Origin of the sequence: Pseudomonas sp. FP2335 (assembly GCF_030687535.1) — a bacterium.
Taxonomy (GTDB): domain Bacteria; phylum Pseudomonadota; class Gammaproteobacteria; order Pseudomonadales; family Pseudomonadaceae; genus Aquipseudomonas.
In genome coordinates this window covers 3,947,134-3,971,622 of the sequence record NZ_CP117437.1, presented here as the reverse complement: position 1 = coordinate 3,971,622, position 24,489 = coordinate 3,947,134, and the positions used below count along the sequence as shown (strand labels likewise).

24 protein-coding genes are annotated in these 24,489 nt (G+C 62.0%); 13 read left to right on the top strand and 11 right to left on the bottom strand.

Going from position 1 to position 24,489, the window contains the following annotated elements; translation table 11 throughout:
* The first annotated feature begins 11 nt into the window (after positions 1-11).
* The 3 genes from PSH81_RS17705 (at position 12) to PSH81_RS17695 (ending at position 3,550) form a co-directional block, all read left to right on the top strand.
* A complete protein-coding gene (locus PSH81_RS17705) occupies positions 12-1,595 on the top strand; it encodes an FAD-dependent oxidoreductase (RefSeq protein ID WP_305391202.1) in 1,584 nt (527 codons plus the stop codon).
* A gap of 11 nt (positions 1,596-1,606) precedes the next feature.
* Entirely contained in the window at positions 1,607-2,041 is a 435-nt protein-coding gene (locus tag PSH81_RS17700; RefSeq protein WP_226455156.1) for a RidA family protein, read from the top strand.
* A 156-nt stretch (positions 2,042-2,197) separates the two neighbouring features.
* Positions 2,198-3,550: an LLM class flavin-dependent oxidoreductase gene (locus PSH81_RS17695; protein ID WP_305391201.1), complete on the top strand. Its 1,353-nt coding sequence runs from the start codon at positions 2,198-2,200 to the stop codon at positions 3,548-3,550.
* Positions 3,551-3,577: 27 nt separating this feature from the next.
* Here the strand turns inward: PSH81_RS17695 and PSH81_RS17690 are convergent, their stop codons facing one another.
* Both PSH81_RS17690 and PSH81_RS17685 read right to left on the bottom strand, forming a co-directional pair.
* Positions 3,578-4,147 carry a hypothetical protein gene (locus PSH81_RS17690; RefSeq protein WP_305391200.1) on the bottom strand — a complete coding sequence of 190 codons (570 nt, stop codon included), beginning with the start codon at positions 4,145-4,147 and terminating at the stop codon, positions 3,578-3,580.
* On the bottom strand, positions 4,144-5,058 hold the full coding sequence (locus PSH81_RS17685; RefSeq protein ID WP_305391199.1) for an NAD synthetase: 915 nt from the start codon (positions 5,056-5,058) through the stop codon (positions 4,144-4,146). Before PSH81_RS17685 ends, PSH81_RS17690 begins: the two co-directional genes overlap by 4 nt.
* A 188-nt stretch (positions 5,059-5,246) precedes the next feature.
* Here PSH81_RS17685 and PSH81_RS17680 point away from each other — a divergent pair, with 188 nt between their 5' ends.
* Complete coding sequence (locus tag PSH81_RS17680; RefSeq protein ID WP_192296768.1) at positions 5,247-5,735, top strand: type VI secretion system tube protein Hcp; 489 nt, start codon at positions 5,247-5,249, stop codon at positions 5,733-5,735.
* 71 nt (positions 5,736-5,806) lie between these two features.
* Here the strand turns inward: PSH81_RS17680 and PSH81_RS17675 are convergent, their stop codons facing one another.
* The 3 genes from PSH81_RS17675 to PSH81_RS17665 all read right to left on the bottom strand — a co-directional run bounded on the left by PSH81_RS17675 (position 5,807) and on the right by PSH81_RS17665 (position 8,125).
* Positions 5,807-6,643: a 5'-nucleotidase, lipoprotein e(P4) family gene (locus PSH81_RS17675; RefSeq protein ID WP_305391198.1), complete on the bottom strand. Its 837-nt coding sequence runs from the start codon at positions 6,641-6,643 to the stop codon at positions 5,807-5,809.
* A gap of 199 nt (positions 6,644-6,842) precedes the next feature.
* Positions 6,843-6,908: a hypothetical protein gene (locus tag PSH81_RS17670; RefSeq protein WP_305392788.1), complete on the bottom strand. Its 66-nt coding sequence runs from the start codon at positions 6,906-6,908 to the stop codon at positions 6,843-6,845.
* 38 nt (positions 6,909-6,946) lie between these two features.
* Positions 6,947-8,125 carry a DUF1835 domain-containing protein gene (locus PSH81_RS17665; RefSeq protein WP_305391197.1) on the bottom strand — a complete coding sequence of 393 codons (1,179 nt, stop codon included), beginning with the start codon at positions 8,123-8,125 and terminating at the stop codon, positions 6,947-6,949.
* Positions 8,126-8,451: 326 nt separating this feature from the next.
* On the opposite strand from PSH81_RS17665, the gene PSH81_RS17660 reads away from it, so the two are divergent.
* The 4 genes from PSH81_RS17660 (at position 8,452) to PSH81_RS17645 (ending at position 12,168) form a co-directional block, all read left to right on the top strand.
* A complete protein-coding gene (locus PSH81_RS17660; RefSeq protein WP_226455163.1) occupies positions 8,452-9,129 on the top strand; it encodes an ATP-binding cassette domain-containing protein in 678 nt (225 codons plus the stop codon).
* The gene (fetB, locus tag PSH81_RS17655) at positions 9,126-9,917 is read left to right on the top strand and encodes an iron export ABC transporter permease subunit FetB (protein WP_192296764.1); all 792 of its coding nucleotides are present in this window, start codon (positions 9,126-9,128) and stop codon (positions 9,915-9,917) included. Before PSH81_RS17660 ends, fetB begins: the two co-directional genes overlap by 4 nt.
* Before the next feature lie 89 nt (positions 9,918-10,006).
* Complete coding sequence (locus PSH81_RS17650) at positions 10,007-10,918, top strand: DMT family transporter (RefSeq protein WP_305391196.1); 912 nt, start codon at positions 10,007-10,009, stop codon at positions 10,916-10,918.
* Positions 10,915-12,168 (top strand): ATP-grasp domain-containing protein, encoded by a 1,254-nt coding sequence (locus PSH81_RS17645; RefSeq protein WP_305391195.1) that lies wholly within the window; start codon positions 10,915-10,917, stop codon positions 12,166-12,168. Before PSH81_RS17650 ends, PSH81_RS17645 begins: the two co-directional genes overlap by 4 nt.
* 3 nt (positions 12,169-12,171) lie before the next feature.
* Here the strand turns inward: PSH81_RS17645 and PSH81_RS17640 are convergent, their stop codons facing one another.
* The 3 genes from PSH81_RS17640 to PSH81_RS17630 are packed head-to-tail and all read right to left on the bottom strand — an operon-like array spanning position 12,172 to position 15,385.
* Complete coding sequence (locus PSH81_RS17640; RefSeq protein WP_305391194.1) at positions 12,172-13,224, bottom strand: L-idonate 5-dehydrogenase; 1,053 nt, start codon at positions 13,222-13,224, stop codon at positions 12,172-12,174.
* A 14-nt stretch (positions 13,225-13,238) separates the two neighbouring features.
* The gene (locus PSH81_RS17635; protein ID WP_305391193.1) at positions 13,239-14,012 is read right to left on the bottom strand and encodes a glucose 1-dehydrogenase; all 774 of its coding nucleotides are present in this window, start codon (positions 14,010-14,012) and stop codon (positions 13,239-13,241) included.
* 20 nt (positions 14,013-14,032) lie between these two features.
* Positions 14,033-15,385: a GntP family permease gene (locus tag PSH81_RS17630; RefSeq protein WP_192296759.1), complete on the bottom strand. Its 1,353-nt coding sequence runs from the start codon at positions 15,383-15,385 to the stop codon at positions 14,033-14,035.
* Between the two features lie 142 nt (positions 15,386-15,527).
* Here PSH81_RS17630 and PSH81_RS17625 point away from each other — a divergent pair, with 142 nt between their 5' ends.
* The 5 genes from PSH81_RS17625 (at position 15,528) to PSH81_RS17605 (ending at position 19,994) form a co-directional block, all read left to right on the top strand.
* The gene (locus PSH81_RS17625) at positions 15,528-16,400 is read left to right on the top strand and encodes a LysR family transcriptional regulator (RefSeq protein WP_305391192.1); all 873 of its coding nucleotides are present in this window, start codon (positions 15,528-15,530) and stop codon (positions 16,398-16,400) included.
* Positions 16,401-16,504: 104 nt separating this feature from the next.
* On the top strand, positions 16,505-17,137 hold the full coding sequence (locus PSH81_RS17620) for a glutathione S-transferase family protein (RefSeq protein ID WP_192296757.1): 633 nt from the start codon (positions 16,505-16,507) through the stop codon (positions 17,135-17,137).
* A 52-nt stretch (positions 17,138-17,189) separates the two neighbouring features.
* A complete protein-coding gene (locus PSH81_RS17615; RefSeq protein WP_226455169.1) occupies positions 17,190-18,098 on the top strand; it encodes a LysR family transcriptional regulator in 909 nt (302 codons plus the stop codon).
* The gene (locus PSH81_RS17610; protein WP_226455170.1) at positions 18,098-18,982 is read left to right on the top strand and encodes a LysR family transcriptional regulator; all 885 of its coding nucleotides are present in this window, start codon (positions 18,098-18,100) and stop codon (positions 18,980-18,982) included. Before PSH81_RS17615 ends, PSH81_RS17610 begins: the two co-directional genes overlap by 1 nt.
* 79 nt (positions 18,983-19,061) lie before the next feature.
* Positions 19,062-19,994, top strand: a complete 933-nt coding sequence (locus PSH81_RS17605; protein ID WP_192296754.1) for a pyridoxamine 5'-phosphate oxidase family protein — start codon at positions 19,062-19,064, stop codon at positions 19,992-19,994.
* A 208-nt stretch (positions 19,995-20,202) separates the two neighbouring features.
* On the opposite strand, the gene PSH81_RS17600 is transcribed toward PSH81_RS17605, so the two are convergent.
* The 3 genes from PSH81_RS17600 to PSH81_RS17590 all read right to left on the bottom strand — a co-directional run bounded on the left by PSH81_RS17600 (position 20,203) and on the right by PSH81_RS17590 (position 24,366).
* Positions 20,203-21,321, bottom strand: a complete 1,119-nt coding sequence (locus tag PSH81_RS17600) for a helix-turn-helix domain-containing protein (RefSeq protein ID WP_305391191.1) — start codon at positions 21,319-21,321, stop codon at positions 20,203-20,205.
* Between the two features lie 139 nt (positions 21,322-21,460).
* Positions 21,461-22,948 carry an aldehyde dehydrogenase family protein gene (locus PSH81_RS17595; RefSeq protein ID WP_305391190.1) on the bottom strand — a complete coding sequence of 496 codons (1,488 nt, stop codon included), beginning with the start codon at positions 22,946-22,948 and terminating at the stop codon, positions 21,461-21,463.
* 107 nt (positions 22,949-23,055) lie between these two features.
* A complete protein-coding gene (locus PSH81_RS17590; RefSeq protein WP_305391189.1) occupies positions 23,056-24,366 on the bottom strand; it encodes a hypothetical protein in 1,311 nt (436 codons plus the stop codon).
* Between the last annotated feature and the right edge of the window lie 123 nt (positions 24,367-24,489).

Sequence of the window (24,489 nt, the reverse complement as noted above, 5' to 3'; positions counted from 1 at the left end):
GAGCAGCGAGTATGGGACTGACACGACGTGAAGCACTGTCGAGCATTGCTGCGGTGGGCGGTGAGCAGGCGGTCAAGGATGCGCTGGCGGCGCTGGGCCTGGGGCCTTCGTCGCACCGCCGCCCGCAACCGCTGAAACTCAAGGACGGCCTGGGGCAGGGCACCCGCGTGCTGGTGCTGGGCGCCGGGATCGCCGGGCTGGTCACAGCGCTGGAACTGAGCCGCGCCGGGTTCACTGTGCAAGTGCTGGAGGCCCGCGACCGGGTCGGCGGCCGCACCTGGACCATTCGCCATGGCGACCGTGTGCACTACAAGGACGGCCGCACGCAAACCGCCGGGTTTGATCAGGGCCACTACTTCAACGCCGGGCCTGCGCGGATTCCCAGCCAGCACCGCACGATCCTCGACTATTGCAGTGAGTTGGGGGTGCCCCTGGAAGTGCTGGTCAACAGCAGCCATGGTGCCCAGGTGCGGCCGGATCTGGAGAAACCGGCGTTCAGCGTCGGCCAGGCGCTCAACGATACGCGCGGGCACTTGTCCGGCCTGCTGGCAAAAGCCGTGCAACGCGATGCCCTCGATGATGTGTTGAGTCGCGAGGAACGCACGCGCCTGCTGGCGTTTTTGCAGGTGTATGGCGACCTTTCGCAAGCGCTGGCATTCGAAGGCACGATTCGTTCGGGGCACCTGGACTCCCCGGCGCACCCCGGCGCGTTGCCGGCTGCGCGTAGCCCGTTGGCACTGGATCAACTGCTGCACCCGGAGTTGTGGGGCGCGTTGCTGCACACCGAATTCCCGGAATTTTCGGCGACCATGTTCCAGCCGGTCGGCGGCATGGACCGTATCACCGATGCGTTCTACGCCCGGGTCCGTGACCACGTGCAACTCGGCGCCCAGGTGCGCCAGATCCGCCAGTTGGAAGACGGCGTGGCAGTGACGTATCACGACCAACACAGCGGCCGCGAGCAGGTGGTACGCGCCGACTACTTGATCTCGACCCTGCCATTGCCGCTGTTGGCCAAGCTGGATACCGACTTCAGCGACCCGATCAAGGCGGCCTTGCTCAGCACCCGCAGCGACCAGGCGACCAAAGTCGCGTGGCAGTCGCCGCGTTTCTGGGAGACCGACTACCGCACCTATGGCGGCCTGTCGTGGATCGAGCACCCGGCGCGGCTGCTGTGGTACCCGAGCAACGACCTCAACACCCGCGACGGTTTATTGGTGGCGGGTTATGTGACCGGCGAGGGCGCCGACCGGTTTGGCGCCAAAGCCCTGGAAGAACAGTACGCCACCTCGCAAGAAGCCGTGGAGTTGCTGCACCCGGGCTATTCCAGACACCTGCGCCACCCGCTGGCGGTGTCCTGGGAACAGATCCCCTACAGCGAAGGCCCGTGGCTGCAACGCGAACACTTTGCGGCCGAGGCCAGCGCCTTGCTCGAAGCGGGTTTCGGTCGCGTGTACCTCGCCGGTGACGGCCTGGTGCAGAGCGGCGTGGGTATCTGGCAGGAATCGGCGGCGAATTCGGCGCGGCATGTGGTCGCGCAACTGGCCGAACGGATCACTGAGCAACAACACCGCGCGGCGCTTGCCGCTTCTTGAGGAGCATCACCATGAGCGACAGCATTCAACGGACCAGCGTCGGCCACTTCCCGATCTCGCAGACCGTCACCGTACCGGCGTCGGCCAGCTTGATCTTCGTCAGCGGCACCTTGCCCGACCTGCACGATGCCAACGCCCCGGCGGGCACCCCAGCGGCTTACGGCAACACTGAGGTGCAGACCGTTTCAGTGTTCAACAAGATTCGCTCGATCCTGCGCCAGCAAGACCTCGACCTCGGTGACATTGTGCAGTTGCGCGTGTTTCTGGTCGGCGCCGAAGAGACCGGCGGCAAGCTTGACTTCGCCGGTTTGCAGGCGGGTTACACGCAGTTCTTCGGTACACCGGAGCAACCGAACAAACCGGCGCGCACGGCCTTGCAGGTGGTGGCACTGCCACTGCCCGGCGCCTTGGTTGAAGTCGAAGCCATCGCCGCGAGAACCCACTGACTCACTCGGTAAAAAACTGTGGGAGCGGGCTTGCTCGCGAAAGCGGTGTATCAGTCAAAGCTGTTCCAGCTGAACCACCGCATTCGCGAGCAAGCCCGCTCCCACATTTCTGATCCGGTTTCTCCAGTGATATCCATCTATTTCAGGAGCATTTTCATGTCTACAACACCCCGGCAACTCAAGTTCGGCGCCATTCTCACCGGTGTCGGCACTGCGCAGAACGAATGGCTGCACCCACAAATTCCCGGCGATGCCAGCGTCGACATCGACTGGTATCGCGCCCAGGCGCAGCAGGCGGAAGCGGCCAAGTTCGACCTGGTGTTCATCGTCGACAGCCCCTACATCACCGCGGATTCGGCGCCACATTTCCTCAATCGCCTGGAACCGTTGACCCTGCTGTCGGCCATCGCCGGCGCCACCTCGAACATCGGCCTGGTGGCGACCTTGACCACGTCCTATACCGAACCCTTCAACGTGGCGCGCCAGTTCGCGTCCCTGGACCATATCAGCGGCGGCCGTGCCGGTTGGAATGTGGTCACCACCGGCCTGGAAGGCGCCGCCGGCAACTTCGGCCGTGAGCAGCATATCGATCACACCGAGCGTTATCGCCGGGCTGCCGAGCATCTGCAGGTGGTGCAGGGCCTGTGGGACTCCTATGAAGACGACGCGTTTGTGCGTGACAAGCGCAGCAAGGTGTTCCTCGACCCGCAGCGCCAGCATCGCCTTGATCACCACGGTGAGTTTTTTTCAGTGACCGGGCCATTGAATATTGCGCGTTCGGCCCAGGGCCAGCCAGTGATCTTCCAGGCTGGCATTTCCGAATCCGGGCGCAGCCTGGCGGCCCATTACGCCGAGGGGATCTTTGCTGGCGTGGGCAATTTCGAGGACGCCCAGGCCTACTACCGCGACATCAAACAACGCACCGCCGCCGCGGGGCGCAATCCGGATCACGTGACCATCCTGCCGGGCATCTCGCCGATCATTGCCGACACCGACGAGCAGGCCCAGGCCATCGACCGGGAACGCAACGGCGCGCTGGACCTGGACAAGGCCCTGGTGCAACTGGGGCGGCCGTTCAACTACCACGATTTCAGCCAGTACCCGCTGGACGAACCTTTCCCGGAACTGGGCGACCTGGGCAGCAATGGCTATCGCGGCCACGCGGAAAATATCAAACAAGTCACCCGCGACCAGGGCCTGACCTTGCGCCAGGCGGCGTTGCGTTTTGCCAAGCCGTTCTCCAGTTTTGTCGGCTCGCCGCAAACCGTGGCCGATGAGATCGAGCGTTGGTTTATCGAGGGGGCGGTGGACGGTTTTAACATCCACGTCGGTGCGCCGGATGACTTTGCGCGCTTTACCGATCAAGTGCTGCCGCTATTGCGTGCGCGCGGTTTGTTCCGCAGTGAGTACAGTCACAGCACCTTGCGCGGGCATTTGGGCTTGCCGGTGCCGGTCAATCGACATACGGCGGCGCGGGTGGTGAAGCCTTTGCAGGCGGTTGGTGCATAACTATTTCCAACGGCGTGAGCGCGGCATTTACCACCCTTTCCATTTGCCCTGTTTTTTCAGGGTGGCGATGATGTGCTCGCGCTTGTGTCGGAGTTCAACCATCTTGTGGCGCAGTTCGCGGCAGCGGTTGCTGTTAAGGATGAGTAGGCCGATCAGGGGGCTGAGAAGAGCCATGGAGTACAGGTAAATGTTGGGGGTGTACGTGATTGCGGGGAGTGAGCTCAGAAAGCACAGGCAGTAGATCCCGACATTTATCCAGACCCAATGAGCGTGACCATACAACACTTGTATTTGAGCAATAGCGAACACCACACCGATCGTCAGTCCGGAAAAAAACCAGTTGCGCAAGGTTTCTCCTTCGAGTGCCCCGCAGAGGTAGGTGACCAAAACCAGAACGCCGGTCATCGCAATTGAAAAACAGCCCGCAAGTATCCAGCCACCAATGACATGCATGTAGCGTTTGCGTAGCAGTCGAGGGTCTGTGATGTAGAAGGCTGAATAGTAGAAATCTGTTGGGCTCATGGTTTTCCAGTCTGGCGTCGGGGGCTCGTCGTAGCCCATTTTTTCCAGGATCTTTTGTGCTCGCCGTTTTTTCATTGGCGGATTTCCTCATAGAGACCGATAGCGAGTGGCTTGATGTTCCCGGACACGGCGCTACTGGTGACGCCAAATATTCCTGCCACTGAATCGCTTATGTGAGTAGCGGTGATACGTTTCATCTGTGTTGCACTGATACGTTTGGTCGCAGTGCCGGCGGCTTGCTTCAGTTTGAGTAGTTTTGTGGTCAATCGTGGGTCATTGATGCTGAGCAATTCATTATTGAGTTTTGCTCGTTCTTGTCGTGTCAGCCCTTTCAGTACCTGGCGAATTGGTTTGCCGGTTACTTGGGTACTGACATTGATTGCTTTGACTGTCGTCACGGTGGATGTCCCTATTCCAGCCAGGGCGATGCCATCCAATACTGCGACTACCGCCTGGTACCAGGCTTCATCGTCGAGACGCTCCAGTGCTTGCGGGTCAATCCATGCAGCGGTTGTTCTACCAACGCCGATCAAGCATTGGGTGACGCTCGCGGCCATGGCGGCTTTGCCGACAAACGTAAGCACCACACTGGTCCCCGCCGTAAACGGCATGAGCGTAATTCCAGTCGTAACGACGAACCAGCTCAGTACCGCTCCTGCGCATGTCACCGCAGCGATAAGCCCTTCCGCCACCCATTCCGACTCCCGCGGCTCATGCTCCAACATCCGCTTGAACTCCACCGGCCCCACCGCCCTCGGCGCCTCACGCAACACAACCTTTTTCACCTGCACACTGCACACCGCTTGAAACTCGCGCAGTGTCAGCACATTGAAATCTTCATCGATATACACCACCCCCGCACCAATCAGCGCAGGGTCGGCGTCGATGGCGCAGAACAGTCGACGCAGGTCAATGCTGCTTTCAATTCGCTGGCGCGTGGTGCGGTGGGCCGAGGGAAATCCATCTTTGAACAGGGCGGTCGTCATTCCTTAACTCCTGGGTTTTTCGGGAGTTGAGAGGTTAAAGACGCGGTGGCGCAAATGAATGTCGGAAGTTTCGGTGTTTGCCGACAGGCGCTTCCCGATCCTGCTGTGGCGGCTTGTGGCCCTCGTGTCGGATCAGGAAAAGTTCGCCCCGCGCCATTTCCGGCGCTGACTAAGGAGAGGGAGCCAACATGGCCGTCGATATGTTTTTGAAACTGGGCGATATCAAGGGCGAGTCACGGGACCAGGCGCACCGCGACGAGATCGACATCACCGAATGGGCGTGGGGGTTGTCGCAGACGGGTTCGATGCATTCGGGTACGGGGGGCGGTGCGGGCAAGGTCGATATCAACAACCTGAACCTGAGCAAACCGCTGGATAAATCCAGCCCCAACCTGATGATGGCCTGCGCCAGCGGCAAACATTACCCCGAGGCGCGGTTGGTGGTGCGCAAGGCGGGCGGCTCCAGCCCGGTGGAGTACTTGGTGATTACGTTGAAGGAAGTCATGGTGGTGTCTTACAGCACCAGCGCAGAAAGCAAGGATGATCTGCTCTACGACCGCATCGCCTTGAATTTCGCCACCGTGGATGTCAGCTACCAGCCGCAGAAGGCCGACGGTGCCAAGGACGGTGGGCCGGTGAAGTTTGGGTGGAATATCCGGCAGAACGTAAAGGCCTGACACCTCACCGCGTGCCCGGATACCGCGTCTGCATCACTATCGACAACGCATCCGGGCGCCAGAATTGACAACTAATTTTCCAGGTGCAACGCCTGTTGCTTGAGCTGGCGCTTGCGTTCGAAGGGCAGTTTTTCCTGGTCGCCATAGGGCGCGCTGTACCAGTTGCCGTAGGTCGGGTTGGGCAGCAGGAACCAGCGCTGGCCGAGCCAGGCCACGTACGGTGCGGCGGCCTTGCGTTGGTCGGCCAGGGTGTTGTGCTCGGCCTGCACGAAGTCGCCGAAGGAATCCCCGGCCAGCATCAGCACGCGGGCATGGCTGGCGACCCATTGGCGTCGGCAGTTCTTACCGTAGCCAGCCTGTTCGCAGCCGCCGGTCGGGGTGCTGGCGGCCAGCACCTGTTCGTTGTGCGCCACCGGAAAACCGCGCAGGCGCAGGTTGTTGACCGTGGCCTGGACCTGGCTGTGTTCGCGGTTGGTGATGTAGTAGACGGTGATGCCTTTCTTGTCCGCCGCCTGCAAGAACTCGACGGCACCCGGCAGGGCCTGGGCCTTGGCCTGGTCGACCCAGGTGTTCCAGCGGTCGTAGGAGTAGACCTGGTTGGTGAGGATGTCCCGCGCATTGAGCGGCACGTTGTCGAGCACGGTTTCGTCGATGTCGACCACCACGGCCGGCGGCAAACCGGCGAGGTCTCGCGGCGGCAGGGCCAGGGCGTCCCAGGTCGGGTCGGCCAGGGCAGTATCCAGCTGGCGCGTGGCGCTGGCGAAGACCTGGCGGTAAATCAGCTCGTGCTCGATCGACGTTTGCGTCCACAGCACTGCGTCCAGCTGGTCGTTCGCGGGTGGTTGCTGCTGGCAGCCGATCAGGGCGGTGGAAAGCAGGCACACGCCGGAAAACATCAGATTACGCATGAACAATCAGCCTCGAAATTTTAAGGTGGCGGACAACCGCGCCGTGCAACAGGTGGCCGTCGTTTGCGGATTCACCCTCGTCGCGCCAGTACAGTAGCGTAATCGCCGACCCAGGTGGTGTCGCGCAACTGATCGAACTGGCGCAGTTGCTGGCGGATCGCGTGCACGATGGCGTCTGCCAGCCGATCACCACGTGTCGCTAAAACATGCCCATGAAGCTCAGGCCCGGTACGCCGACCGAGGCAAAGTCGTAAGCGTATTTCACCTGCCAGGTGGTCTCGCCCCCCCAGCGCGGGCAAGCACTTAGGGGTGGCGCCAGAGGGGGTGCAGGTGTGCGTCAATCACCCAATGCGGTTGGCCGGGTGTGACCCGTGTACCACCTACCCACCGCTCATGGCTGGCATGCTCCAGCCAATACGCTTGCCCATCGAGCACCGCCCGGCCCAATTCGGTCAGCGCCAATCCTGCTGGAGTTTCCGTCAGCAAGGGTTCGGCCGCATCGATCAACGGCCGCAACAGCGCATAAAACATCATGTCCCCCAGGAACGGCAGCGGTTCGCGCTTGGCCATCAACTCGGCGAACACCCGGCCCGCAGGTTTTGGCCCGGCTTCGGCAAGGTAGCTCAGGGTCAGGCGCTCGGTCAGCGACAAGCCATCGCGGGCGCCGGGCAACTCCTGCAACTGCCGCAGCAATGCGGGCGCCAAAAACGGCAGGGCCGGGTGAGTGCCGTGAGCCAGCTGCGCCCATTTGATCGGTGAGCTGTCGCAATACGCGGCCCACGCCTGTTTGGCCAGTTGCACGGCCTGCTCATCGATCAAGCGCCGTTGCGGCCACAGCCATGCAAGCAGGTCGGGCGCCAATTGGCCGATACCGATAAAGCGCTGCACACCGGGTATGCGGTCAACCTCAATCAGCTCCAGTTTCTTTGGCACCCGCTCCAGGCCTGCCAAGGCGCGGATCAGGAACAGTTGGTCGTAAGCGTCGGCTTCGCACCACAGCACGCTGTGTTCGGCGTGGGCCAAGGCTTCCAGTTGCAGGTATTCGTCGGCCAGCCGGCGCGAGGCCTCGTTCTTGTCCAGGGCAAACGCCTGGCTGATAAAGGCCGCGCGCAGGGCCTGGTAATCGTCAGTGGGCAGGTCGCGCACCGGGCCCATGCACAACGGGTCGCTGAGCATCTGGAACCGGCCCTTGAACCCGGCCAGCTGCAGGCTGTGGGCGATGTCATTGCCGCAGCGCCAGTGGGTGGTGCGGGCTTCATCGCTGGCGGCGAAGTCGGGGTGGCGGGCGGCGAAGTCGATGGCGTCGACATGGGCCTTGAGCTTAGGCCAACTGCTGAAGCCCAGTCTCTTGGCGATCGCCCATTGCGCCTGGGACAGGGTGGCGCTGGAGTCTTGGGTTTTGAGGCGCGCCAGCAGTTCCTTGGCGCGCTTGCGCTGTTGCTCAAGGTTGAGGCGACCGTCGGTGTTGAAGTGCTGGGACATACGAGCTCCTTGTCTGAACCTTGTCCGCTTTAAGGTCGGGAGTCGTAGAAAAATAAGGGTGTTGCAGTGTCCTGGGCGCAGCCCTTTCCGCGGAAGGTGGCGTAGAAGGCGCCAGGCGAGGAATATAGGCAGGATCGTCGGGGTGTGCAACACGCTGATCGATCAAGATTCAGGGGGGAGCGGGCTTGCTCGCGAGTGCGGCGTGTCAGATACAGGCTCAGTGGCTGAGCCAGCGTTTTCGCGGGCAAGCCCGCTCCCACATTTTGACCCCGTATAGCCCGTGGGGCACCATTGCGCTTAACCGAATCGAAAGGAACCCCGCGTCCATGAGCGCACTGATCGAAACCCGCGCCCTCACGCGCATGGACGAGCGCCGCCAGGTGCCGTTGCTCCAGCCCACCGATTTCATCTTGAACGCAGCCGATCGTGTCTCCATCACCGGTTCCTCCGGCTCTGGCAAAAGTGTCTTCCTGCGCGCCTTGGCCCTGCTGGACGCGCCCAGTTCCGGGCAAATCCTGTGGAACGGCCAACCGATCAGCAACGCCGAGATTCCCCATTACCGTTGCCATGTCAGCTACCTGTCCCAGCGCCCGGCGTTGCTCGAAGGCACGGTGGAAGACAACCTGCGCTTCCCGTTCAGCCTCAAGACCTCGCGCAATCGCAGCTTCGACCTGGGCGCGGTTACCACCCTGTTGGGCCACGCTGGCAAGGCAGCGGATTTTCTGTCGAAGAACGCCGCTGATCTATCGGGTGGCGAATCCCAGGTCGTCTCGCTGATCCGCACCTTGCAACTCAATCCCGAAGTGCTGCTGCTGGATGAGCCTACCGCCGCCCTCGATCCCACCTCGTCCCGCGAAGTGGAAGCGCTGATTGACGCCTGGTTCTGCGCCGACAAGTCCCGTGCCTGCATCTGGGTTTCCCATGATCTCGAGCAGGCGCAGCGCATGAGCAACATCCACCTGCACATGAACGCGGGCGTTCTGAGCGGAGCCACCCAGCCATGAACTACCAGAACCTCACGGCCCTCGACCTGGGCATCGCGGCCTCGCTGATCCTGATCAACGGCGCGCTGTCGCTGCTGCTGCGCCTGGGCCTGGGCCGCCAACTGCTATGGGCGGCAGTGCGCACCGTGGTGCAACTGCTGGCCATCGGTTATCTGTTGGGCTGGGTGTTCGAGTTCGCCTACTGGTACGTGGTGCTGCCGTTGATGTGCGCCATGACCTTGATCGCCGGCATCTCTGCCGCCGGGCGCGGGCGGCGCACGTACAAGGGGCAGCGGGTCGACAGCATATTGTCGGTGTGGGGCAGCTCGTGGCTGGTCACGGCGGTGGGGTTGTTCGCGGTGATCCGTATCCACCCGTGGTACGAACCGCAGTACGCGATCCCGATCCTCGGGATGATCCTTGGCAACACCCTGACCGGCGTGTCCTTGGGCATCGAGCGCATGACCCAGGAACTGACCTCGGGGCGCAACACCATCGAAATGATCCTGGCCCTCGGCGGCTCACGCTGGGAAGCCGCCCAGGACGCCATCCGCCAAGCCGTGCGCGCGGGCATGATCCCGACGCTGAACCAGATGACCGTCGTCGGCATCGTCAGCCTGCCCGGCATGATGACCGGCCAGGTCCTGGCAGGAGAAAGCCCGGCGGATGCGGTGCGGTATCAGATCGTGATCATGTTCCTGATTGCCGCATCATCGGCGCTGGGCACGGTGGGGGCGGTGCTGTTGACGTATCGACGGTTGTTTTCGGTGGGGCATCGGTTTTTGCGGGAGCGGCTCGAAGAGCGGTGACAGCCCGCCCTACCTAGCCGTTCGGTCAGTATTTAATCCACACCTGATTTGTTAGGTTGCGAAACTAACAACAAAACGGGTGTGCCGACGTGCTCAAACAAGGCGTTTTTATTGGATTGTTGTTCAGCCTGCTAAGCGCCGCGTTCGATGTCTACGTGGCATTTATCACGCAAACCCTCATTACGCAGTTGGTGTTGTTCTACTGCTTCGTTACTTCTGCTGGCTTTTTTCTGGCACTCGCGTTGTATTTCGATTCGGCTTCCTTGCGGTCCAAACTCAAAGCCGATTGGAAGCTCATCGTCATCATCAACGTCTCCGTGCTGCTCAACTGGGGCGGCCTGTTTTACGCCTTGCGTTATTTGGAGCCAGCGGTGGTCGGCGTTGCTTCGGTCGCCTGCGGTCCTGCGCTTACCCTGATCATGTCCCTCGTCAAAAAACGCAGTGCCAAGGCTGTCTTCGCAGATGCACTGGTTTCATGCCTGGTGCTTATCTCGGTGGGGATCATGTTGTTCAACGCCTTTGCCGGGGACAGCGGTATTGTCAACACCACGCTGGAACAACGCTTGTCGGGCATTGTTGCCGTGATCGTCTGCGCACTGGGCACGGTGATGTATACGGTTTTCTCGAAGGACATGTTCGCGCGCCAATGGTCAGTCTACGAAATTCTGGCCGTCAGGAACGTGGCGATGATTGTTGTTTGTGTCGTCGCCATTCCCGTATCAGGCGCAGGCTTTGCGCTGGATAGGGAATTGATTGTGCCGATGATGATTCTGGTCGTGGTCGGGCACTTGCTCCCGATTTTCCTGATCCAGAAAACCATTTACTACCTCACGCCAATTCACGTTTCTCTGGTGTTGCTGACCCTCCCGGTGTTTGTACTGTTGCTCCAGTACCTGGATAAAAGGGTGGCGTTTTCCATGGCGAGTGTCACCGCGGTCGGCATCATCGTGCTTTTGCTGTTGGGGCGTGCGTTGTATGCAATCAAGAGGGGTACACCATGATCAGGGTCGTCGTAGTCGATGGTTTTTCATCCGGGAAATTTGTAGCCAGTCGCTTGAGTGAAAAGGGCTGTGTACTGATGCATGTGGCCTCATCGGGCGACTTGGACGGTTATTACTACAAAGGCTTTGATCAAGCGCTGTATGAGCAAATGATCGTCAACGCCGATTTCGCCACAACCCTTGCAAGTGTCGAGCGTTTCGAACCGCAGTTTATTATTGCCGGCGCCGAAACCGGTGTATTGCTGGCTGACCAGTTGAATGAACGGCTGCGACTGCCTTACCGCAATGACTTTGATAAAACCAGCGCCCGTCGCAACAAGTACGACATGATCCAATGCGTGACCCATGCACAACTCCCCGCTGCGCGCCAGTTCATCGCAGGCACATGGGAACTGGCTCAAGACTGGATCAGGCATCACGGGCGTTTTCCGGTGGTCATCAAGCCCCTTGAAAGTGCAGGCGCTGATGGTGTGTATATCTGTGACACCCTGCTTGACTGCGAGAGGGCTGTGGGAAAGCTGCTGGGAACGACGAACAAACTCAATATTCCCAACTCGCAGGTACTGATCCAGGAGTATCTGGCAGGGTCGGAGTATGTGGTGAACATGGTCTCGCTAGAGGGGCAGCAGCTAGTCACTGAAGTCGTGCGGTACCAAAAACAGCGTGTCAAAGAGGGCGGCACTGTCTATGACATTGATGAACTGATCGAGCCCGACGCTGTGGTCTATCCGATACTGGTGGACTACACCCGAGCCGTGGTGCGCTGCCTGGGTATCCGCAACGGCCCGAGCCACGCCGAGGTGATGTTTACAGAGGAAGGGCCAAAACTGGTGGAAATTGCCGCAAGGACCGACGGTATCTTGCGCCCGGATGTGTCCGCCCAGACCACTGGGCTTGGGCAAATTGAGGCGGTGGTTTTATCGATTACCGAAGCCGACATGTTCGTGCAATTGTTGACAAGGGCATTCGATTATCGACGTTTGCAACACACCTACAACGTGTGCTTGATCAACCGTTCGGCAGGCTATTTTGATAAAGACCTGTTCCTGACTGAGCTGCTTAAGCTCGAGTCGTTTTTCGATGCGGTGTTTTATGTCGAGAACGGGCAGCAGATAGGTGCGACTCATGATGTGTTCAGCCAGCCGGGTACGGTCTATCTCGTGCATGCCAACCCTGCGGTGGTCGAGGCGGACTATCGCAGGATTCGCATGCTTGAGGCTCAGGGCGTGTATTTGGTCGTGGGTGAGTAGAACTCAATCCCGATCCAACACCCCAAAATCCAACACCACTTTCATCGCCTGACTCTTGTCCGCCGCCAGCTCAAACGCTTGCACCGCCTGGCCAAATGGCACGGTGTGGGAGATCACCGGGGTGACGTCGATGATCCGGCGGTTGAGCAGGTCCACGGCCTGGGCGAACTCAGGATGGAAGCGGAAGGTGCCGCGCAGGTCGATTTCGCGGCTGACCAGCAGGTTGAGTGGCAGGGTGACGTCGCCGCCCAGGCCGACGGTGACCAGCACACCCCGTGGCGCGATGCATTCCAGGCCGTTGCGCAGGGCCTGGGCGCTGCCGGAGACTTCGAACATCACGTCGAAATAGCCCTTTTGCGCGGTGTAGCGTTTGAGCGCATCGGCACCGTCGGCGATGTTGTGGGTGCGCGTGGCGCCCATTTTTTCGGCGCAGGCGAGGGCGCTGGTGGACAAGTCCACCGCGACGATTTCAGCGGCACCGGCGGCGCGCAGGCTGGCGATCAGCAAGTTGCCGATGGGCCCGCAGCCGGTCACCAGCACGCGTTTGCCGAACACGGCACCGGCGCGCTGGATCGCGTGCAACCCCACGGACAATGGCTCGGCCAAGGCGCCTTCGGCCAGGCTGACGCCGTCGGCGAGCAGGTGGGCCTGATGGGTCTCGATCACCAGGCTCTGGCGAAACGCGCCCTGGATATGCGGGAAGGGCATCGCGCTGCCGTAGAAGCGCATGCCCAGGCAATGGTTGGGCAGGCCCTGGTGACAATAGCGGCAAGCGCCGCACGGGCGCGAGGGTGATACCGCGATCCGCTGGCCAACCTTGAACGTGCCGGCGTCGCTGCCCACGGCATCGATCACCGCCGAGACTTCATGGCCGAGCACCATCGGCTCGCGCAGGCGCACGGTGCCGAAGCCGCCGTGCTGGTAGTAATGCAGGTCCGAGCCGCAGATACCGCCCCGGGCGATGCGCACGCGCAACTGGTCGGGGGCGAGGGCCTGGGGTTCGTCCTGGGGCTCGACCCGCAGGTCTTTCGAAGCGTGGCAGACAATGGCGTGCATGAGATTCTCCAAAATTACAGCTGCGCGGTGATGCCACCGTCGACATACAGGATATGACCGTTGACGAAACTGGCCGCATCGCTGGCCAGGAACACCGCCGCTCCGGCCAGTTCGGCCACGTCACCCCAGCGTCGGCTCGGCGTGCGTTGCACTAACCAGTCGCTGAACTCGGGGTTGGCCACCAGGTTGGCGTTCAACTCGGTCTTGAAATAGCCGGGGCCGATGCCGTTGACCGTCAGCCCATGGGGGCCCCAATCGATGGCCATGCCCTTGGTCAGCATCTTCAGTGCGCCCTTGCTCGCCGCATACGGCGCGATCCCGGGGCGGCCCAGCTCACTCTGCACCGAGCAGATATTGATGATGCGCCCCTGCTTGCGCGCAATCATCACCCGCGCCACCGCCTGGCCGACCAGAAACGCACTGTCGAGGTTGGTGCTGAGCAGTTCGCGCCAGTGCTGTTCGCTGTAGTCTTCCAGCGGCCCGCGCCGTTGCATGCCGGCGTTGTTGACCAGGATGTCCAGCGGGCCGAGACGCGCTTCAATATCGGTCACGGCGGCCTGGATCGCCGCGCTGTCAGTCACATCAAACGCCTGGGTGTGCACCTCCAGGCCTTCCAGGGTGAGCATGGCCGCCGCATCGCACAGGGTGCCGCGGTTGCGCCCGTTGAGCACCACCCGCGCACCCGCCTGGGCCAGGCCACGGGCAATCGCCAGGCCGATACCGGCGCTGGAGCCGGTGACCAGCGCGAGGCGGCCATCGAGGCGGAAGTTGTCTAGAACGTTTTGCATGGGATCACTCTCCTAACGCTTCACACCACCAACGACAGCAGCATGATGAACCCCAGGGCGGCGAAGGAGAGCACGGTCTCCATCAGCGTCCAGGTCTTGAAGGTTTCGACGACGGTCATGTTGAAGTACTGCTTCACCAGCCAGAAACCGGCGTCGTTGACATGGGACAGCACCAGCGAACCGGCGCCGGTGGCGAGCACCAGCAACTCGCGGTTGACGCCAGGCAGCAAGCCGATCACCGGGGCGACGATGCCCGCGCCGGTGATGGTGGCGACAGTGGCAGAGCCGGTCGCAACGCGAATCACCGCCGCCACCAGCCACGCCAGCAGGATCGGCGAAATCTCGGCACGCACCGCCATATGCCCGATCACATCACCCACGCCGCTGGCTACCAGCATCTGTTTGAAACCACCACCGGCGCCGACGATCAGCACAATCGCAGCAGTGGGCGCGAGGCTGGCATCCAGCAGTTTGCTCAGGTGTTCGCGCGAGAAACCCCGCGCCGCGCCAAAGGTGTAGAACGCCAGCAGCAAGGCCGCGAGCAGGGCGGTGATGGGGTGGCCGATAAAGTCCATCCACACCCGCAAGCTGCTGTCGGCGGCAAAGGCCACGTCGGCGAAGGTTTTGAGCAGCATCAGCACCACAGGCAACAGGATGGTGGTGACGGTGATACCAAAGCCCGGCAGGTTTTCACCGGAGGATTCCTTGGCCAACTGTTCCATCAATTCCGGCGACGGCGTGCCGGGCACATAGCGCGAGATCAGGTTGCCAAACAGCGGCCCGGCGATCACCGCGGTGGGCAGGCCGACGATCAGCCCGTAGAAAATCGTCTTGCCGATGTCTGCGCCGAAGATGCCGATGGCCAACAACGGGCCTGGATGGGGCGGCACCAGCCCGTGCACCACCGACAACCCGGCCAGCAGCGGCATGCCGACCTTGATCAGCGACAGCCCGGTGCGCCGCGCCACGATGAACACCAGTGGGATCAGCAGCACAAAGCCGATTTCAAAAAACAGTGGAATGCCCACCAGGAACGCCGAAAACATCATCGCCCAGTGCACCCGCCGCTTGCCGAAGGCACGGATCAGGGTGCGGGCGATCTGGTCGGCGCCGCCGGAATCGGCCATCAACTTGCCGAGCATGGTGCCCAGGCCAAGGATGATGCCGACAAACCCCAGCACGCCGCCAAAGCCGTCCTGGAAGGCTTTCATCACCTTGTCCACGGGCATGCCGGAGGTGAGCCCCAAGAAACCCGCGGCCACGGTCAGGGCAACAAAGGGGTGGACCTTGAGGTGGGTGATCAACAATATCAATCCGATAATCGTGACCAGTGCATCGAGTAGCAGATAAGTGTCGTTAGCCATGCCGAGCATGGTGCCTCCTTGTTCTCATTGTTATAGGCCAAGCCCTGTCATATCGTGTATGACCGGGTGTTACTTCAACGCAGGGGCGCGGCAGCGTCCAATTTTCATTTGTGATGGGCTGATCAATATTCGTGATAACCATGGAAAATTTATGGAGCTGAAGCACTTGCGCGCCTTTGTGGTGCTTGCCCAGGAGCTGCATTTCGGCCGTGCGGCGGCGCAGTTGGCGATCGTGCAGCCCGCGCTGAGCATGCAGATCAAAGTGCTGGAAAGTGGCCTGGGCGTGCGCTTGCTGGACCGCAATCGCCACTCGGTGACCTTGACCGACGCCGGCCGCGCGTTTCTGCCGGAAGCCCAGGCCACCCTGCACCAGGCGGCGCGGGCGGCGGATGCGGCGCGGGCGTCCAATCGCGGTGAAATCGGCCGGGTGCGCCTGGGTTTTGTGTCGTCGGTGCTGCCGCACCTGTTGCCCCAGTTGATCCGCGCGGTGCACCAGCGCTACCCGCGCATCGAACTGGAACTCAAGGACATGCCCGGCCCCGATCAGGCTGCGGCGCTGAAGCAGGGCCTGCTGGATTTCGGCCTGATGCGCCTGCCCGCCGCCCACCCCGGGGTGCAGACCCGAGCGGTGCTGCACGAGCATTTCTGCGTGGCCTTGCCGGTGGATCATCCCTTGGCGGCACAAGCGTCGATCCACCCCGGCGACCTGCTCCAGGTGCCGGTGTACATCCTGGCGCGACGTTATGCGCCGGGCTTCTACGACGAGTTTATCCAGGCCGTGGGCATGCCCTTGCAGATCGCCTCCGAGCTGGGGGAGTTCACCACCATGCTCGCACTGGTCTCCGCCGGGCTGGGCGTGGGGGTGTTGCCGCAGCAGGCGGCGCGGGCGCTGCCGGCCAATTGCGTGGCGCGCCAGTTGCAGTTGGGGACGTTCCAGGCCACCACCGGCCTGGCCTGGACCGAGTTGGACAGCGCGGTCAAGACCACCTTGTTCAACCTGATCGTGGAATTGTTTGGCGAATGATTGTTTCGCCGGGTGAAATGCTGGATTGTGAATCCTGGTGATTCCAACGATCCGGGGCGCGGTGGAACATGTGTGGCGTCGATTACCCCTTTTTGGAGCCTTTCATGTCCCAGCCTGCGATCAAACTGTATGGTTTCCCGTTGTCCGGCCACTCCCATCGAGTCGAGCTGATGCTGTCCCTGCTGGGCTTGCCCACCGAATTCATCCTGGTGGACCTCAAGCACGGCGCACACAAGGCGCCGGACTTCCTCGCCACGATCAACAGTTTTGGCCAGGTACCGGCCATCGATGACAACGGCACGGTACTGGCCGACTCCAATGCGATCCTGGTGTACCTCGCCAGTCGATATGGCAAAGGCCAATGGCTGCCCAGCGATCCGGTGGGCCAGGCCCGTGTGCAGCGTTGGTTGTCGGCGGCTGCCGGTCAACTGCATGTCGGTCCGGCTTCTGCGCGTTTGGCGGTGGTGTTTGGCGCCCAGATCGATACGGTTGACGCCATCAGCCGCGCCCATGCCTTGCTGCAGCTGGTGGAGCAGCAACTGAGCCAAAGCCGCTTCCTCGCCAGCGACCAACCGAGCATCGCCGATATTGCCTTCTACACCTATATCGCCCATGCGCCGGAGGGCAATGTGTCGCTGGCCGACTACCCTCAGGTGCGCGCCTGGCTGGCCAGCATCGAGGCGTTGCCAGGTTTTGTCGGCATGCCGCGCACGGCGGCCGGCCTACAACAGGCCTGAAGTCGACACCTTTGGCGAGGCAGCAAGTGTGTAAGCCACAGAAGGATCAACAATGGATCGATTCCACGAAATGCAGGTGTTCCTCGCGGTGGCCGAGGAGCAGGGCTTCGCCGCCGCCGCACGCCGCTTGAACACCTCGCCACCGAGCGTGACGCGGGCCATCGCCGCCATGGAGGCGCGCATTGGCACGCAATTGCTGGCGCGTACCACACGCAGCCTGCACCTGACCGAGGCGGGCCAGCGTTATCTGGAAGACTGTCGGCGCATCCTGGCCGAACTGGATGAAGCCGAAGAGGCTGCGGCGGGCAGTTATTCGATCCCCTGTGGCCACCTCACGGTGACCGCGCCGGTGCTGTTTGGCGAACTGTATGTGGCGCCGGTGCTGGGGGCGTATCTGGACCGTTTTCCCTTGGTCACGATCAATGCGCTGCTGGTCGACCGCGTGGTCAACATGACCGACGAAGGTGTCGACGTGGCCGTGCGCATCGGTCATCTGCACGAACCGGGGCAGCAGGCGATCCAGGTCGGTGAAGTGCGGCGCGTGGTGTGTGCTGCGCCGGGGTACCTGGACAGGCATGGGCGGCCGTCGCATCCGGCGCAGTTGCGTGACGCTCAGATCGCCACGTCGTCGTCCAGCCAATTGGTCAGTGAGTGGACGTTTGTCGACGCCGGCCAGCCGCTCAGCGTGCCCATCGAGCCGCGCCTGGTGGTTTCGGCCAATAACGCCGCGATCAACCTGGCGCGGCTCGGCTGGGGCGTGACGCGGGTGTTGTCGTATCAAGTCGCGGCGCTGGTGGAAGCGGGGGAACTGGAGATCGTGCTGCAAGCCTTTGAACCGGCGCCGCTGCCGATCCAGGTGGTGTTCCAGAAGAGCGCCCGGGTGCCGGCCAAGGTCCTCAGCTTTGTGGATTTTCTTGGCGAGCGCCTGGGCCAGGACGCCGCCCTGAACCGGCGCAATTGATGGAGCGCTATCGCGACATGCAGCTGTTCGCCGCGCTGGCCGGGCAGCCGAGCCTGGCGTCGGCGGCGCGCAGGGCTCAGGTCTCGGGCCCGACCCTGGTACGCGCGGTTGCACGTTTGGAAGCGCGCCTGCGCGTGGCATTGCTTGAGCGCAGCACCCAGGGGGTGAGCCTCACCGACGCCGGCCGCGCCTACCTGGCTGACTGCTTGCGCCTGCTCGCCGCCGTGGACGCCGCCGAGGCATCGGCCAAGGGCTTGCATGTGCAGGCCCAGGGCAATCTGCGGGTGTTCCTGCCGTTGCTGTTCAGCCGGTATGTGATGGCGCCGGTGTTGGCCGACTATCTGCAGCGCTATCCCGAGGTGCGCCTCAATGCCCGCTACCACGACTATTACCCCAACCTGCACGAAGAGGGGCTGGACGTGGCGATCCTTGTTGGTGAACTGCCCAGCTCGTCACTGATCGCCCGGCCGCTGGGGCAGGTGCGGCAGATCCTCTGTGCCAGCCCCGACTACCTCAACGCCCACGGCGAACCCCGGCATCCGCGAGACCTCAAGCAGCATCGGCTGATCGCCAATGCCGAGCAGGTGGATTGGGGGTTTCCCGGCTACCCGCTCAAGACTCGCGCACGCTTGAGTTGCGCCACCGTGCAAGGCGCGATCAATGCGGCGCTGCAGGGTGCAGGCCTGGTGCGCTGCCTGAGCTATCCGTTGCACGAGCACCTGCATAACGGCCAATTGCGCCGGGTGTTGCAGGCGTATGAGCAGGCACCGTTGCCAGTGCACGTGGTGTACCGCGAAGGCCGCAACGCACCGATGCGCGTGCGCAGTTTTGTCGATCACTGTGTTGCGGCATTGCGCGAGCATCCGGCATTTCAGCTGGCGTAATAGTGGATTGCCTGGGGTGGTGATTCCCTCGCAGGCGAGAGGGGCGCAGCATTGGCACATACAACCTGAGGTGCTCGCCATGAACCCGATCGAACATTCCCCCTGGCATGCCGGTGAACGGCAGATGCAAGCCGCCGTTGGCGTGGCCGACCGCATGGCGGTGGTCGGGCCCAAGGTGATCCGTGACCACTTGCCGGAGCAACACCGAGATTTTTATCCGTTGTTGCCCTACCTGCTGCTGGGCGTGGTGGATGCGCAGGGCATCCCGTGGGCGACGATGGTGGAAGGCGCGCCGGGGTTCGCCCACTCGCCGGACCCGCAGACCTTGCAGGTCGACAGCCTGCCGCCCCTGAACGACCCGGCCCGCGCGGGGTTTTATCCAGGGGCGGCGGTGGGGGTGCTGGGGATCGATCTCAACACCCGGCGCCGCAACCGCATGAACGGACGGATTGGCAGCCTTGATCACGAGGGTTTCTCGGTGGCGGTGGTGCACTCGTTCGGCAATTGTCCCAAGTACATCCAGGTGCGCCCGGTCGATGGGGTTGCGCGCAAACCCGGCGTACAGAGCGAGCGCTCCGACAGCCTGGATGAGCGCGCACAAACGCTGATCCGCAACGCCGACACCTTCTTCGTCGCCAGCTACGTGGACACCGATGGCGAGCGCTCGGTGGACGTCTCCCACCGTGGCGGCAACACCGGCTTCGTGCGGGTCGAGGGAGACGTGCTGACCATCCCCGACTTTGCCGGCAACCTGTTCTTCAACACGCTGGGCAACTTGCAGTTGAACCCGGTGGCGGGGTTGTTGTTTATCGACTTTGAATCCGGGGACGTGCTGCAGGTGGCCGGGCGTACCGCGCTGATTCTCGACGGGCCGCAGGTGGCAGAGTTCGAGGGCGCACAACGCTTGTGGACGCTGACCGTGGAACATGTGGTCAAGCGCCCGGCGGCGTTGGCGTTGCGCTGGCAGTTTGCAGAGTTTTCGCCGTTCAGTCTGGGAACGGGGCGTTGGTAGCCTGGACGTCGCCACAACCCAGCCCCCACCCCAATGCCATGTAGTGAGCGGGCTTGCCCGCGCTGGGTGGCGAAGCCGCCCCAAACGGGCCACTGCGGTATATCAGAAACACTGAGGTGCCTGGATTTGGGGCGGCTTCGCCACCCAGCGCGGGTGTAGAACCGTAGACATCCTTTACATCTGAAACCGGGGACATCGTTTACACATTTTAGGCTTGGACGCGGCTCATGCCTCGTCCAAGCCTCCCTAGGGGATAGTCACACAGGTACAGATCCCAAACATCATCTTCAACTTCTTTGAGCGCAATCCGCTCTCCTGATAGCGCTTCGCTTACAAACAACAACTTTCCTTTCCACATGATTGAGCCGTTCTGTCTGACGCTTCGTACTTTCATTTCCGCGGCATACTCCACATCCGGCAGACATCCTGGATAAGGTCGAGTAGACGGCACATATACCTCACCCGGGCGCTTCATGCCCAGCGCCTCGTGAGGTCGTATGTAGTTGAATTCATGTCGAAAATGCTCCAGCAGGAGCTGCTGCTCAATCAGGTTTTTCCCCAGTGGCAACTCAAACTTCAAACTACGATGCATCCGTTCGTGCCGGCCGTTCTGGGCAGGTCTTCCCGGCATGGTTCGCTCCGGGTAGATACCCAGGCGGATCCACCAAACTGCCAGTGTGGACATTCTTGCCAGGCCTGGAGAAGCAAAAGGAACGCCGTTGTCAGAGCGAATGACTTCCGGCATCCCGTACTCTTGAAAAAGCCTCTCGAATGCGTGTTTGACGGGCAAGGTCATGATTTTGGGGTGGGCCCTGCAGGCCAAAATCAAGCGAGAGGCATGGTCCGTAACGGTCAGGGGATAGCACATCTGGGCGTTGAGCATCTTGAACTGCCCCTTGTAATCAACGCACCACGTCTTGTTGGGCTCGTTGGCTTCGCGCATTTCCCTGTGAGCAGTGCTGTGCCGTCGCTTGAAGCGCCGTTTACTGACCAGCCCAAGCCGGTCAAGCCATTGGCCTGCCGTGCTGGGCGATGGCCAGGCGACTGACGGATCCTCGATTCGTAATAGCCTGACAAGCTTCTTCGGCCCCCATTTATCGTGCGCTTCTTTCATCGCCACTATGCGAGCCAAGATCTCATCGTCAGTCTTGTTTGGGCTGGTATGAGGTCGTCGAGACAGCTCTGCCAACGACTTCAAATCGCCGTCAACGTGACGAGAGATCCATTTATCTACAGTTGGTCGACTGACGTCGAAGCGCCGAGCTAGCTGGCTTTTGCTGAAGTCACCAGAAAGCCAGTCGATGACCAGTTTGATTCGTTGATCCATGGGAGACTCTTGGTTCCAGGGCATGATCAGTTACCTCCTGATCATGCGTATTAACCTGTAAACCATGTCCCCGGTTAGACATGTAAACGATGTCCCCGGTTTGTACCGGGGCAAGCCCGCTCACTACCAAAGATGGGGGTCAGTAGCGGATCATCACCGATTTGAGCTCGGTGTAATCCTCAATGAATGCTGCGCCAAACTCCCGCCCAACCCCCGAGGACCGGTTGCCGCCAAACGGCACCGCCGGGTCGAGCAGGGTGTGCATGTTCACCCACAACGTCCCTGCGTTGATCGCCGGGACCATGCGCAGGGCCTTGCCCAGGTCGTTGGTCCACAGGCTGGCGCTGAGGCCGTAGGGGCCTCTGTTCATCAGTGCGAGCAGTTCGTCTTCGTCGTCATAAGGCAAAAAGGTCGCGATGGGGCCGAAGGTTTCTTCGTTGAGCAGGGTGTCGTGGGCATGGTTGGCGAGGATCACGGTAGGTTCGATGTAGCAGCCGGGACGGTCGAGCAGGGTGCCGCCATGGATGATGGTGTTGTGTTCGGCGCGGGCCTGGGCGATGTAGCCGAGTAGTTTGAGTTGGTGTTGATGGTGCGTGACCGGGCCGAATTCGGTGCGTTCGTCCAGGGGCGAGCCGATGGTCAGGCGGCTGAGGCGCTGCTTGAGTTTTTCCAGTACGGCGTCGAGCTGCGAGCGATGCACGTAGAAACGCTCGGCCGCTGCGCAGATTTGCCCGGCGTGCAGGAAACCGGCTTCGAAGATGCCGTCCACGGCCTTGTCCACGTCCACATCGCGCAGGAACCCGGCGGCATTCTTGCCGCCCAGTTCCAGGGTGGCACGGGTCAGGCCGGCGCCCATGGCACTGCGGCCCACGGCGATGCCGGTGGGCACCGAGCCGGTGAAGGAGACTTTGTGGGTGTCTGGGTGTTCGACCAGGCCCTTGCCGACGTGGCCGCCGCCGGTCAGCACGTTGAGCACGCCAGCCGGCAGCCCGGCGTCAATCGCCAGCTCGGCGATGCGCAGGATGGTCAGCGGGGTGAATTCGCTGGGCTTGATGATGATGCTGCAACCGGTGACCAGCGCCGAGGCGAGTTTCCAGATGGCGATCATGGTCGAGAAATTCCACGGCACGATGCCCACCACCACGCCCACCGGCTCGCGCAGAGTAAAGGCGGTGTAGCGCTCGCCGTTGAACGAGGGCAGCGACGGGGTGATGGTCTGGCCGCTGATCTTGGTGGCCCAGCCCGCGTAATAGCGCAGGAAGTGCGCGGCCTGGTCGACCTCGAACGCACGGGCGATCTGGATGATCTTGCCCGACTGGCAGGTCTCGATCTGCGCCAGTTCTTCGCGGTTGCGCTCCAGCAGGTCGGCGAGCTTGAGCAGTACCTGGCCGCGTGTTGCCGGGGCGGCCTGGGACCATTGCGCGAAGCCGCGATTGGCCGAAGCCACGGCGGCGTCGATGTCGCTGAGGTCGGCATCGGCCACGTGGGCAATGACCTCGCCGTTGGCCGGGTTGACCACGGCCAGGGTCTGGCTGGAATGGCTGCGCACGCTGGCGCCGTCGATGAACAGCCCGTGGTCGCGACGCAAAAATGCTTCGACTTGAGGCAGCAGCGGAATATCGCTCATGGCAGGTTCCTGGCAGTTCACAAAGGAAAGGCCGAGGTTAACCAACGGCCCCCCTCGGTGGCTTGACTGTGCCTGCCAGGTTTCCTGCCTGTGCCTGCCTGCGCCGTTCAGAACGGCACGGCGACCACCAACTGGCTGTAGACGTTGGTGCCGTTGCCACCGACCTGGTTGCCGCCGGTCTCGGCATCCTTGTTGGGCTTATACAGGCCCAGCAACGGCGTGATGATCAGGTGCTCGTTCACCGCCCATTCGGCGTACAGGTCCAGCTCGCGGCCATCCAGGTTCAACTGGCCACGGGTGCTGACGGTGCTGTAGTTGAAAAACAGCGCACCGAGGGTGAGGTTTTCCCACGGCTTGAGCTTGAGCCCCACGTGCTGCACCGTCGTATTGGTGTTGAACGGCCCGGAATAATTGCCCGCCACTTCGCCCTGGACCCAGGTGCCCAGGCCGCGATTGAAACCGCTGAACATCGCGTCCCAGTTCTTCGAATAGCGTGCGTAGCGGTAGGTCAGGTCGGGTGACCACGGCAGGTCGGCGAAGGTATAGCCCGCTTCGGCGTAACCGGCGTTTTGCTGGCTGTCGCGACGGTCCTGGCGCGCCAGCTCAAACGCCAGGTGCGCGTTGTCGATGCCCGCATTGCCCGCGCCGCGCAGGCTGTAGAGGTTCATGCCCTTGCGCTGGCGCTGTACATCGGTGGCGTAGCGCTCGTCCACATCGATGCCATGCATATAGGTGAGCCCCAGGGTACCGGGTGCAGCGCTGTATTCCAGAGTGCCGGCGGCCATTTCGGTCATGGCCTGGGCCGGGTTGTCGGACTTGAACCACAGCAGGCTGCCGTGCACGCCGTCCTTGCCGCCGAGGCGGAGCACGGCGGTCTTGTCGAAGGCGTGCCGCGCGGCGATGTAGTAGGCGCCGCCGCGATTGAACTGGCCATCACCGACGCCTTTGCCGAGGTTGGGGCCGTCGTCGTTGAGAATGAAACCGTCACCCAGCATCAGCACTTGGCGGCCGAACGACAGGTCCACGCCATCCTTGCCCAGTACCGGGAACAGCTCACCGGAGCGCCAGCCGGCGAAGGCTTCGTCAAACTTGGTGGTGCGCTCGCGGCCGGTGGTGACGCCGGACGCGTCGCCATCGCCCCAGGTGCCGGAACTCACCAGATTCGCCGTGCCGTAGACGCCACCAAAGCTGCCCAGGTTCTGCTCGACACTCAGGCCGTACTTGATGAACGCTTCACGCCAGGTGGAACCACCGCTGCGGCCATCATAGTTTTTCGGGCTGTTGAACAGGCCGTACACGGCGAGGAAGTTGCCGGTGACTTTGCTGTCGGCATCGGCATACAGCTCGACCGCCTGCGCATGGCTCGCCAGCAGCGCGAACGCCAGGCCAAGGCCGCGATTTTTCAGGGTGTGCACCATTGTTATTGTCCCCATCTTGGTTAAGAGTGAGGGCGCATTAGGGCCAGCGCGCAGGCGTAAGTCTTTCCTCTGCGTGCCAGGCAATTGACCCTGGCCGCCACGCCGCCCGCGGTGGCAGGCAGC

What these genes read in the sequence shown, in the direction of transcription:
- PSH81_RS17705 (WP_305391202.1), top strand. Translation starts at nt 12, where the DNA reads ATGGGACTGACACGACGTGAAGCACTGTCGAGCATTGCTGCGGTGGGC.
- PSH81_RS17700 (WP_226455156.1), top strand. Translation starts at nt 1,607, where the DNA reads ATGAGCGACAGCATTCAACGGACCAGCGTCGGCCACTTCCCGATCTCG.
- PSH81_RS17695 (WP_305391201.1), top strand. Translation starts at nt 2,198, where the DNA reads ATGTCTACAACACCCCGGCAACTCAAGTTCGGCGCCATTCTCACCGGT.
- PSH81_RS17690 (WP_305391200.1), bottom strand. Translation starts at nt 4,147, where the DNA reads ATGAAAAAACGGCGAGCACAAAAGATCCTGGAAAAAATGGGCTACGAC.
- PSH81_RS17685 (WP_305391199.1), bottom strand. Translation starts at nt 5,058, where the DNA reads ATGACGACCGCCCTGTTCAAAGATGGATTTCCCTCGGCCCACCGCACC.
- PSH81_RS17680 (WP_192296768.1), top strand. Translation starts at nt 5,247, where the DNA reads ATGGCCGTCGATATGTTTTTGAAACTGGGCGATATCAAGGGCGAGTCA.
- PSH81_RS17675 (WP_305391198.1), bottom strand. Translation starts at nt 6,643, where the DNA reads ATGCGTAATCTGATGTTTTCCGGCGTGTGCCTGCTTTCCACCGCCCTG.
- PSH81_RS17665 (WP_305391197.1), bottom strand. Translation starts at nt 8,125, where the DNA reads ATGTCCCAGCACTTCAACACCGACGGTCGCCTCAACCTTGAGCAACAG.
- PSH81_RS17660 (WP_226455163.1), top strand. Translation starts at nt 8,452, where the DNA reads ATGAGCGCACTGATCGAAACCCGCGCCCTCACGCGCATGGACGAGCGC.
- fetB (WP_192296764.1), top strand. Translation starts at nt 9,126, where the DNA reads ATGAACTACCAGAACCTCACGGCCCTCGACCTGGGCATCGCGGCCTCG.
- PSH81_RS17645 (WP_305391195.1), top strand. Translation starts at nt 10,915, where the DNA reads ATGATCAGGGTCGTCGTAGTCGATGGTTTTTCATCCGGGAAATTTGTA.
- PSH81_RS17640 (WP_305391194.1), bottom strand. Translation starts at nt 13,224, where the DNA reads ATGCACGCCATTGTCTGCCACGCTTCGAAAGACCTGCGGGTCGAGCCC.
- PSH81_RS17635 (WP_305391193.1), bottom strand. Translation starts at nt 14,012, where the DNA reads ATGCAAAACGTTCTAGACAACTTCCGCCTCGATGGCCGCCTCGCGCTG.
- PSH81_RS17630 (WP_192296759.1), bottom strand. Translation starts at nt 15,385, where the DNA reads ATGCTCGGCATGGCTAACGACACTTATCTGCTACTCGATGCACTGGTC.
- PSH81_RS17625 (WP_305391192.1), top strand. Translation starts at nt 15,528, where the DNA reads ATGGAGCTGAAGCACTTGCGCGCCTTTGTGGTGCTTGCCCAGGAGCTG.
- PSH81_RS17620 (WP_192296757.1), top strand. Translation starts at nt 16,505, where the DNA reads ATGTCCCAGCCTGCGATCAAACTGTATGGTTTCCCGTTGTCCGGCCAC.
- PSH81_RS17615 (WP_226455169.1), top strand. Translation starts at nt 17,190, where the DNA reads ATGGATCGATTCCACGAAATGCAGGTGTTCCTCGCGGTGGCCGAGGAG.
- PSH81_RS17610 (WP_226455170.1), top strand. Translation starts at nt 18,098, where the DNA reads ATGGAGCGCTATCGCGACATGCAGCTGTTCGCCGCGCTGGCCGGGCAG.
- PSH81_RS17605 (WP_192296754.1), top strand. Translation starts at nt 19,062, where the DNA reads ATGAACCCGATCGAACATTCCCCCTGGCATGCCGGTGAACGGCAGATG.
- PSH81_RS17600 (WP_305391191.1), bottom strand. Translation starts at nt 21,321, where the DNA reads ATGGATCAACGAATCAAACTGGTCATCGACTGGCTTTCTGGTGACTTC.
- PSH81_RS17595 (WP_305391190.1), bottom strand. Translation starts at nt 22,948, where the DNA reads ATGAGCGATATTCCGCTGCTGCCTCAAGTCGAAGCATTTTTGCGTCGC.
- PSH81_RS17590 (WP_305391189.1), bottom strand. Translation starts at nt 24,366, where the DNA reads ATGGTGCACACCCTGAAAAATCGCGGCCTTGGCCTGGCGTTCGCGCTG.